The 9,249-nt window shown below is 43.7% G+C and carries 12 protein-coding genes and 1 pseudogene; 2 read left to right on the plus strand and 11 right to left on the minus strand.

Annotated features, from left to right (window positions below):
- Positions 1-217 (plus strand): zinc ribbon domain-containing protein (locus F6K57_RS31960; RefSeq protein ID WP_293072096.1); only part of this gene is annotated, 217 nt, incomplete at its 5' end.
- Here the strand turns inward: F6K57_RS31960 and F6K57_RS31965 are convergent.
- The 6 genes from F6K57_RS31965 to F6K57_RS31990 all read right to left on the minus strand — a co-directional run bounded on the left by F6K57_RS31965 (position 189) and on the right by F6K57_RS31990 (position 5,112).
- The gene (locus F6K57_RS31965; RefSeq protein ID WP_293072097.1) at positions 189-455 is read right to left on the minus strand and encodes a hypothetical protein; all 267 of its coding nucleotides are present in this window, start codon (positions 453-455) and stop codon (positions 189-191) included. The two genes, F6K57_RS31960 and F6K57_RS31965, sit on opposite strands and share 29 nt — an antisense overlap.
- Positions 452-616: a hypothetical protein gene (locus tag F6K57_RS31970; RefSeq protein WP_293072098.1), complete on the minus strand. Its 165-nt coding sequence runs from the start codon at positions 614-616 to the stop codon at positions 452-454. The genes F6K57_RS31965 and F6K57_RS31970 overlap by 4 nt, the downstream gene beginning before the upstream one ends.
- Before the next feature lie 103 nt (positions 617-719).
- Positions 720-1,544: a class I SAM-dependent methyltransferase gene (locus F6K57_RS31975; protein ID WP_293072099.1), complete on the minus strand. Its 825-nt coding sequence runs from the start codon at positions 1,542-1,544 to the stop codon at positions 720-722.
- A gap of 458 nt (positions 1,545-2,002) precedes the next feature.
- Complete coding sequence (locus tag F6K57_RS31980) at positions 2,003-2,974, minus strand: protochlorophyllide reductase (protein ID WP_293072100.1); 972 nt, start codon at positions 2,972-2,974, stop codon at positions 2,003-2,005.
- A 501-nt stretch (positions 2,975-3,475) separates the two neighbouring features.
- Positions 3,476-4,282, minus strand: coding sequence for a uroporphyrinogen-III C-methyltransferase (gene cobA, locus F6K57_RS31985; protein ID WP_293027567.1), 807 nt, complete (start codon positions 4,280-4,282; stop codon positions 3,476-3,478).
- Positions 4,279-5,112 carry a CbiX/SirB N-terminal domain-containing protein gene (locus F6K57_RS31990; protein ID WP_293027570.1) on the minus strand — a complete coding sequence of 278 codons (834 nt, stop codon included), beginning with the start codon at positions 5,110-5,112 and terminating at the stop codon, positions 4,279-4,281. The genes cobA and F6K57_RS31990 overlap by 4 nt, the downstream gene beginning before the upstream one ends.
- Before the next feature lie 168 nt (positions 5,113-5,280).
- On the opposite strand from F6K57_RS31990, the gene F6K57_RS31995 reads away from it, so the two are divergent.
- Complete coding sequence (locus tag F6K57_RS31995) at positions 5,281-5,439, plus strand: hypothetical protein (protein ID WP_293072101.1); 159 nt, start codon at positions 5,281-5,283, stop codon at positions 5,437-5,439.
- 91 nt (positions 5,440-5,530) lie between these two features.
- On the opposite strand, the gene F6K57_RS32000 is transcribed toward F6K57_RS31995, so the two are convergent.
- From F6K57_RS32000 to F6K57_RS32020, 5 genes and pseudogenes are all read right to left on the minus strand, one after another.
- Positions 5,531-6,133, minus strand: coding sequence for a hypothetical protein (locus F6K57_RS32000; RefSeq protein WP_293027573.1), 603 nt, complete (start codon positions 6,131-6,133; stop codon positions 5,531-5,533).
- Complete coding sequence (locus F6K57_RS32005; protein ID WP_293043420.1) at positions 6,114-6,293, minus strand: hypothetical protein; 180 nt, start codon at positions 6,291-6,293, stop codon at positions 6,114-6,116. The genes F6K57_RS32000 and F6K57_RS32005 overlap by 20 nt, the downstream gene beginning before the upstream one ends.
- A gap of 134 nt (positions 6,294-6,427) precedes the next feature.
- Positions 6,428-6,949, minus strand: a complete 522-nt coding sequence (locus F6K57_RS32010) for a DUF4070 domain-containing protein (protein ID WP_293072102.1) — start codon at positions 6,947-6,949, stop codon at positions 6,428-6,430.
- Positions 6,950-6,979: 30 nt separating this feature from the next.
- Positions 6,980-8,230 carry an RNA-guided endonuclease TnpB family protein gene (locus F6K57_RS32015; protein ID WP_075906557.1) on the minus strand — a complete coding sequence of 417 codons (1,251 nt, stop codon included), beginning with the start codon at positions 8,228-8,230 and terminating at the stop codon, positions 6,980-6,982.
- A gap of 129 nt (positions 8,231-8,359) precedes the next feature.
- Positions 8,360-8,908, minus strand: a pseudogene (locus tag F6K57_RS32020) (radical SAM protein); the annotation flags it as partial.
- Between the last annotated feature and the right edge of the window lie 341 nt (positions 8,909-9,249).

A 9,249-nucleotide genomic window follows, 5' to 3' on the forward strand; every position in this document is an offset into this window, starting at 1 on the left:
CCTGTCAACTCGCACCCATATCTGTAAATGTGGGTGCCAATTAGACAGAGACCACAATGCCGCGATCAATATCCTCAAACGAGCCTTGGGTACGGCAGGGCATGTCGGAACCTGGATCTTGGATCCGAACGCTTGCGGAGATTTGGCCTCTACTCTTCTTGGTTCCGACCAGGTTGAGCAAGCCGAGTCTATGAAGCAAGAATCCCCGCGTCTTTAGACCGGGGAGTGTCAACTTCTTCTAAAATATCGAGGATAGATTCCGGGACAAATTCTTGATTCCTAATTTCCCCTAGCCCTTGGATAATGTCGGACACAATCAAATAGTCCTGCATATCCCGACGAATCAAATCCCGGATGTATTCGCTAGGGGTTGCATAGACATCATTATCGCTTGCCCGCATATCAACATAGCGGCGTAGTTTATCGGTTAGCTGGATATTCAGGCTGCTGCTCATTGCGATTCTTTGTATGGGAAGAAACCTTTCACCACTCTAGCACCAATGGCATTAAACAACAATATTTGCCATATTAACCCAAGACAAACAACATTAGATGTCGGGAACAGGGAATAGGGAACAGGGAACAGTGGACAATAATTGACGCAAATATTACGCAAATATTTTTAGAAAATTTTGCAAGAGGTCTGCTGATAACTGATAACTGATAGCTGATAGCACCTCAAGTAGCGTGCGCGTAGCGCTTAAGCTAAATGCTTACCACTAGATTTTTTTAGCAATCTGAAGAACAGACAGATAGGAAGTTTCGAGACTATTGTCCACTTCTAGCTCTAGTATTTCCTTAATCCCTTGAAACAAAGATTCTCGCTGCTGGTGGTCTAAAGCTATATAAGGTGACAAAGTACTCAAAAGCGCTAGATAATTATCAATACTATAGGTAACGTCACACACTAACTGTTCCGATACTAAGTCTTGGAATTTCCCGGAATTAATAACAGTTTCTGCAATTTTGCTGAGGTTCTGTTGATGAGTTTCTATCTCTTCACAGGGTTTCAGAGAGGGAGCGTGAGTTTGATAGAGCTGATTCAACAGTTGGCAAACCTCATAGTTAGGTTGAGGGGGAGTATTCCATAGCAAAATCAGAAACCCATTCTCTTTTAGAGCATCAGCTGCTTTTTGATACCGGATCTCTTTGGAAACCCAATGAAAAGAAGTCGCTGCTAACACAGCATGGAATTTACCAGTTTCTAGCTCCCACTCTTCAAAGGTACTATTAATAAGTTCTACATCTGGATATTGGCTACAGTTATGTCGCGCTAGCTGGCACGATTCCTGGCTGGGTTCAATAGCAACTATAGAGAAGCCCAAGTCAGCAAATGCTGTCGTAGCAATCCCCGGACCGCATCCCACTTCAAGAAGAATCCCATCGGAAGGAAGTTGGGCTAACTCCACGGCACGGTTAATCAGTTGCTGAGGATAGCGTGGTCTGGCCTGGTCGTAGGCTTCTGCCACAGAAGAATACCAAATTTTTTTCTCTTCCAAGTCTTTAGAGTAGATAGCTTGGAGTAGTTGTTTAATGTCTTTCATCTAGCATTTTTAGTTTAGATGTAAACATAATATTGATGGAATAAGGGAATAGGGAATAGGGAATAGGGAATAGGGAACAGGGAACAGTGTCAATATATCCCATGATTTTTGGGTTTTATGATAAATCAGGATTGATTTTCATGATATATTTAAAAATCCTAGATTATGAGTGATTTGGTAGTGGGAGCATTTTGCTCCCTACTCAATAGGATAAATCATGCTAAAGGAGTCGGCAAAACTAGTAACGACGCACCATGATTTTGTTCTGCAGTACCTTTTATGCTAAATTTCGAGTGAAAAAACTCATAAAGCTGACTGTACAACGAAAATTATGATATTTAACTAACAAAATTTTCTGAATACAGCCTCTTTCCACTATTCCCTGTTCCCTGTTCCCTGTTCCCTATTACAGAGTGTTTATTTAGCATAACAAGTACGGTAGAGCCCATGATTTAACGTTACCCTAGTCCAACTAACTTTTCGCTCAATTCCCACAAGCGCTTAGCTTTAGAATCATCCATTGCTTCATTAGAAACTTCTTGAACAAAGGACTTACGACCTTCTTTTTGTCGATTACCCCAGCTCCAGTAAACACCGGATTTATTATAGTCAGGATCAGCAACTACTGTTGCTAGTCTATCCCCTGCTAATTCCTGGGACACATAGCCTCCAGTAATGTTTTTCTGGAACAATGGGAATAGTTTCTGGAACAGAGAATAGTGATTGCGGAATAGAGCGGTTTCAGCAACACATCCTGGATAAAGGGAGTTGAAAACTATTCCGGTAGAGTCATGATAGCGGTGGTGAAGCTCTCGCATGGTCAGCATGTTACAGAGTTTGCTGTCCTTGTAAGCTTTGCCAGATTTAAAGGCTTTGCCATTAATCATTGAGATCGGGGGTTTGAATCCTTCTTCAAAACCCTTGAGGTCTCCCAGGTCTGGAGGTGCTGGAATCGGAATCTTTCCTCCCAATTCCTTGGGATTAGCAGTGACAGTTCCCACAATCACTAGCCTTGGTTGGGAAGAGGATGAATTCTTCAAATCCTCTAGCATCAGATTACACAGGAGGAAATGACCGAGGTGATTGGTAGCAACGCTCAATTCATATCCCTCGGGATTTCGCAACGGTTCCTTTAATAACGGCAGATAGATCGCAGCATTGCACACCAAGGCATCGAGGGATCTGCCGGTTGCTCTGAAGGCATTCACAAACTGCCGGACACTGGCAAAGCTAGCTAAGTCAATATATAGCGCTGTATAGCTGTCTTTTGGTATTCCCACCTCTTGGGCAGCTTTTTCAGCTTTATCTAGATTCCGACAAGCCATCACTACATGCCATCCCCAGGTTTGGGCAAGAGCTCTGGCAGCTTGCAAACCAACTCCCGACGAGGCTCCTGTAATAATGACCGTTGATTTATGATCGTTTTCCATTTTGTTTAAAACTGGCCTATTGATCGTAACTTTATTAGGCTCTCACACTAAGTTGCGATCAAAGATACTATCTTAGGTTACAGGTTACAGGTTGAAGGTTGAAGGTTGAAGGTTTAAGGTTGAAGGTTACAGGTTGAAGGTTTAAGGTTACAGGTTACAGGTTACAGGTTACAGGTTACAGGTTACAAGGTTGAAGGTTTAAGGTTACAGGTTGAAGGTTACAGGTTGAGGGTTACAGGTTGAAGGTTGAAGGTTACAGGTTGAAGGTTGAGGGTTACAGGTTGAGGGTTACAGGTTAAAGGTTACAGCCGGTTAACTTTAAACTGGTTAACCTACCATAGACCGAACGCCAAAGGCGAACAACCGATTAACATTCAACCTACCCTAGACCGAACGCCAAAGGCGAACAACCTTCAACCTTCAACCAATTAACCTTCAACCAATTAACCTTCAACCGATTAACCTTCAACCGATTAACCTTCAACCTGCAACCTTAAACCTTCAACCCCCTTCAACCTTCAACGGTGAAAAACCTTCAAGCTGTTGCAACTTGACCACATTACCAATGACTGCGATCGCAGGAGCAGAAAACTGTGTTTCTTCAACCTGAGCCACAATGGTCTCTAAGGTTCCAACCAGCTGTTCGGAGTCAGGTCGTGTGCCCCAGCGAATCAGCACTACTGGTGTCTGGGAATTTAATCCTGCTTCACACAATTCGGTCACAATCCGAGGCAGATTATGAACTCCCATATAAATCACAATGGTTTCTGAGCCATGAGCGATCGCATTCCAATTCACCTGAGGTCGATACTTGCCCACTGACTCATGACCTGTGACAAAGGTCACGGAAGAACTATAATCCCGATGGGTCAATGGAATTCCCAGATACGCTGGTGCTGCAATTCCTGAAGTTATCCCTGGTACCACCTCCACTGGCACCCCTGCCGCAATCAAATCCCCCATTTCCTCACCACCACGACCAAACACAAAGGGGTCTCCTCCTTTCAGCCGTACCACCACGGCATGAGAGTGAGCCTTTTCAATCAACAGCTGAGTTGTCTGTTGCTGCAACATGGAATGACGACCCCTGCGCTTTCCGGCATTAATCTGTTCCGCCTGGGGATTAATCATCTTCAACACTTGCGGACTGACTAGGGCATCATAAACTACCACATCTGCAAATTCTAATAACCCCTTTCCCTTCAAGGTCATCAATCCGGGATCTCCAGGACCTGCCCCAACCAAATACACCTTACCCAAACATTGATTGCTCACTACCTTCGCGTCCTTGATGTCTTCGTGGTTCATTTCTGCCTAATCCCATCCATAATCAAATCAATCAATGCCTCACTCACCCCAATTGGTTTTCCGAGATTCAACTGCACTTGAGGCAACCTCTGCTGTATCTCCAGTAACATTTGTGCGATCGCATCGGTAATTCTTCCCTCAAAAAGAAAATATGCCAAAATGGCAATCTTTTTTGCTCCAGAGTTTGCTATTATAGAGACCTGCTCCCAAAGGGACGGCTGTACTGACCAGTCGGCCGCCACAGCCCCCAACTGGTTAGCTACAGCCCCCGTTTCTTCTTGACCCCCAGGGCGGCTCGTTCCATGGGACAACAAAATCTTGGCATCGCCATCTAGCTTTGCCCATTGATTTCTCAACAGCCTCACCAAAGCTGGATTAGCTCCCAAATGAGGCAGTAGATGAATAACCATTTCACTACCTACGTTATGTTGCTTTATTAATTTCTGTTGCGCTAGAGATACTTGCCAAGGAATATCCTCCATGACATGTACTCCCCGCAATAGAAATAGGGGCAATAGTTTCAATTCCTTACAGCCAGCCCCTTTAGCGAGCTGAGCAAATCGGACAATTTGCTCATGTAGGGGTATATCAGCTAGTTCTAAAGTGGCTGTACCTACCAAAGGTTGACTAGAAAGACCGTTAGCTGTTAACAGATCACCGTCACCACTGCTGCCCTGTGGTGAGATTGTCGGTAAGATTGTCTCTGTAGCCTTAGCTTGCTCAGAGGCTAGTCGAATTCGCAGCAACTGAGCCAATTGTGCCATAGCCTGCTGGGGACGCAGGTCATGACTGCCGTGGGAGATTAACAGATACGCAGATGAGGGTGACAACGGTATATTGAACTACCTTGATCGAATGTGTTAATTAATACTATCTTTCCTAGAGAGACAATTTTGTATAAACTATTTCTTAAGAATGTTGCATTGTGCTAATTTCCCTGCTATTGCACCAGCATGAAGCCACCAGTCAAATCCCCCAACCCAGCGCCGTGATGGCAAATGTCCTACTGGGGCTTGGAGTTGGAACTCAAAGTCTTGATCTCGAAGATGGGAGTTGTGAAGGGGCCAGCTGATGGGATTGGCCGTAGGTCACGCTACGCGAAGGCAAAACCTATAGTAACGAAAGTTGTTAGTTATAGCGCTACGGGCTGGGAATAGGGAAGATTCCTGTTATGAGTTCCCTGTTCTGAGTTGCCTGTTCAACACTTATGGGATAATTGATCGCTCTTTATCTTACTTATTGCTGAGTTTAAAGTTCTAGTTCACATTGACTAAATACATAATTAATTGCTGAATACAGTCTCTCTAAATCAGAAATTGTATAATTGTTAATTTCTCTAGTATAGAGATTCCCTTTTAGTTTACCAAACTGCCAAAGTTGACCATTGGAAACAATTCCAAATATAGTTTGCTCAGATTGGTCATTAAGCTTTTGAATTGCGATCATTTCTGCTAAACATTGACCCCACCCCTTAATAAAATCATCCTTTTTAGCTTCTACAGCTACAAAATAGGGCTTTTCAAAGATTTGCTTGCCAAGGGGTGACCGCTTTGCTAAAATATAATCGGGTATTCCCGTGAGCTGTTGATCATAGGTTATTGGTTTATGACTCCACAGCGTAAATTTATCTCGATACTGTCTGTATACTTCTTTTAAGAGCGGAAAAATAATAGTCTCACAAATAGCATACTCTGACTCTTCAACGGTAAATTCTCGAAGACAAAACTCTAAATCTTCTTTAAACGCTTCTCTGATTACAGTGTCAGTTTCCAGGATATAATTGGCTTCAGTAGCAGTAATTGTAAATTCTTGAAGTACTTCGCCAATGGTTTTATAGGAATCGAAGGACATGATGGAATTTAGAATTTAGAATTGGGAATTGGGAATCGGGAATCGGGAATCGGGAATCGGGAATCGGGAATTGGGAATCGGGAATCGGGAATCGGAAATTGGGAATCGGAAATTGGGAATCGGGAATCGGGATTAGCCACGATAACACAACACTCCCCATCACTCCATCACCCCATCACCCCATCACCCCATCTCCCCATCACCCCATCACCCCATCTCCCCATCACCCCATCACCCCATCTCCCCATCTCCCCATCTCCCCACCCTCCCCATCTCCCCATCTCCCCACACTCACTACACTTCCCCCGCTACTTCTGCAAGAGGTCTAGTGTTAGCAAGTGCTGCTAAAAACTTAGCGAGTTGTGCTGGAATTTGATCGTGGACAATTTGGCGGTATTCAAGGAAATGTTCCAGATAGGCATGATCGCTAAGATAGCGTTTCCATACCTGAGGATTGTGCCTGAGGATAGAAAAAAGTTGACCCCAGAATTGGAAGCGGGTTTGGCGCTTGATGCCATTGCCCCAGATAATAATTAGCAGTGCCCAGAAATAGATAAATTTTGGCATTACTAATTTAGGCTGATAGGGTTTCGGCTTCATATTTAAGTAGTGCCGATAAAGTCTGCCTAAATAGGATTCTGGTTTATATAATTCCCAGAAACAACTGACATATTCCTGAGCCAGTTGTTCTATCGGGCGAGTGGGGATAAAATTGGTCAGGGTTGTCTGATTGATATTTTCCTCATTGCCTTCTAGCAAACGCCCCTCTTGTTTGAGCCGATGCCAAAGGGCGGTATTGGGCAAGGCTTGTAACATAGTGACATCCTCCCGACGCTGAATCAGAGATTACAGCGCGGGCTTCTTAACCTCACAGTTAAGAGTTCCTGCGTAGCACTTATCTAGATTTAAAATCCCCGATAGTACGCTCTCAGCAGGCGGTTTCCTTTCCCCAATAGTCCTTGGGTACTTTTGAATCCCACGATTACGAATCACTTCGGCACTGGCAACATCTCGGTTATTGGAGTAGCTGCATTCTTTACAGGTATGCCAACGAATTGAAAGGTTATTATCCCACTCCGCACCACAGTTAGGGCATTGTTTTGATGTCCCCCGATGGTCTACTGTGGCAAAAAACTTTCCTCGCTTCCAACAAACCCATTTCAACAACTCTCTGAACTGACCAAAACTGGCATCTAGAGAATGCTTTCCAAGAAACCCTTTAGCCATGACTCGGTAATCAATATCCTCTACAAAAATAGAATCTGCTTGGTCACAGAGAGTATGAGCTACTTTGAGTTGCCAGTCTTGGCGAGTATTGTTAATTTTGTGGTGTAATCGTGCGATTTTAATTTGGACTTTCTCCCAATTCTTAGACCGCTTCTGTTTTCGAGACTCTCTACGTTGCAGCAATTTAAGCTCGCGTTGTAAGTCTACAAAAAACTTCTGTCTAGGAATTTTTAATCCATCTGATGTTGCCAAGAAATCAATCAATCCAACGTCTATTCCGATTGCTCGCCCAAAAGACGGTGGATCGGGAACAGAAACATCTGCTTGAATCGTTATGACAACAAACCATTTTGTTCCTCGACATCTTGACACAACTCTCACACCTTTAATCTTGAATCCATCAGGGATTTCTCGGTGTAAGTTGATGTCTACAAGTCCCATCTTGGGAAGTTTAATTTTATTTCCCTTGAGGGGATTAGCAGGAAACTGAGGAAACAAAAAGGATTGATATCGCCCATACTTTTTAAAACGTGGAAAACCTCGCCCTCTCTGTCTGAACGACTCCCAGGAATTATGTAAACGTTTGACAACGTCTTGAGTGACTTGAGAATGAACTTCCTTCAGGTCAGTTTCGGTTTTTTTCCACTGCGTTAACTGTCGTTTTTGTGACCTATAACCCGGGAATGGAATGTCTGGAGACATAATATATTCCCGTATGAGCGAACATCTATCAATCGAACACTTACGACTATTCATCCAGTCCTTTAAGTCTCGCAAACAACGGTTATAAAGTCGTCTGCAAGTTTCTAGCCAACTCAACATTAATTCCTGTTGAGCTGCATCTGGATAAATTCGGTACGTGTAGTTCATGGTTAGTGCCATGTAAAATATCTTAGCACAAGCCAGGCGAATGATAAATGTTAATTTGCATAAACCCCGTCCCGGCTATCATCCCGACACCAAATCAAAGATTATGGTGCGGGGCTTCTCGCCGGGGTAGCTAAAAACAGGATGGGGAATGGCGGTTGCTTCTACAAAATCGATAATGCGATCGCCTGCTCCTGGTTTTTCCCCATCCAAGCCAATAATAAAGCCAGCCATCACTCGCAAACCTGCCCGATTAATTTTCTCAACGGCATCTCGTAAGGGTTGACGAGTGTTTTGATGTTTTTTGGTCAGGGTCAAGCTATCAGTATTTGGTGTTTCAATTCCCACAAACACTGAACTAAAATTGGCAGCAATCATCAACTCCAACAGTTCATCATCCTCGGCCAAATTCAAGGAAGCTTCTGTGGACAAAGGAAAGGGGTAACCATGCTCTGCCATCCAGGGAGCTAGTTCCTGCAACAGAAGCTTAACATGGCGTTTATTGCCAATAAAATTATCATCAACTATAAATACAGGAAGCCGCAAACCCAAAATATAGAGGGTTTCCAATTCAGCCAATACTTGAGCAGGGGTTTTGGTGCGCGGTTTACGGCCATATCGCACAGAGATGTCACAGAATTCGCACTCGAAAGGACAACCACGGGAAAACTGTACCGACATCTCGCTTTGACACTCCCCGGTCATGAGACGCGGGGATTCTTGGCTCAATGACTCGACTTGCTCAACCAGGCCGGAGCCAAGAAGAGTAGAGGTCAAATCTCCCCAAGCGTTTTGGTTTAATACCAGGGTTCCGGTGTGCCCCACCGTACCTAAAATAGTTAACAAATTTAAGTTAACAAATTTAGATAACAAATCTAGATGAACATTTTTTTGATCTTAGACTTTCATAGACGTCCAAATCGTTAGACTTGATTGTGCAACATGATTATCTCAAAACATGTTTTTTACACTGTCTACTTATTCAAGATCATGTTTATCTAGAACATTAATTGTTTTTTTGT

It is taken from the genome of Moorena sp. SIO4A5, from assembly GCF_010672005.1.
Lineage (GTDB): Bacteria > Cyanobacteriota > Cyanobacteriia > Cyanobacteriales > Coleofasciculaceae > Moorena.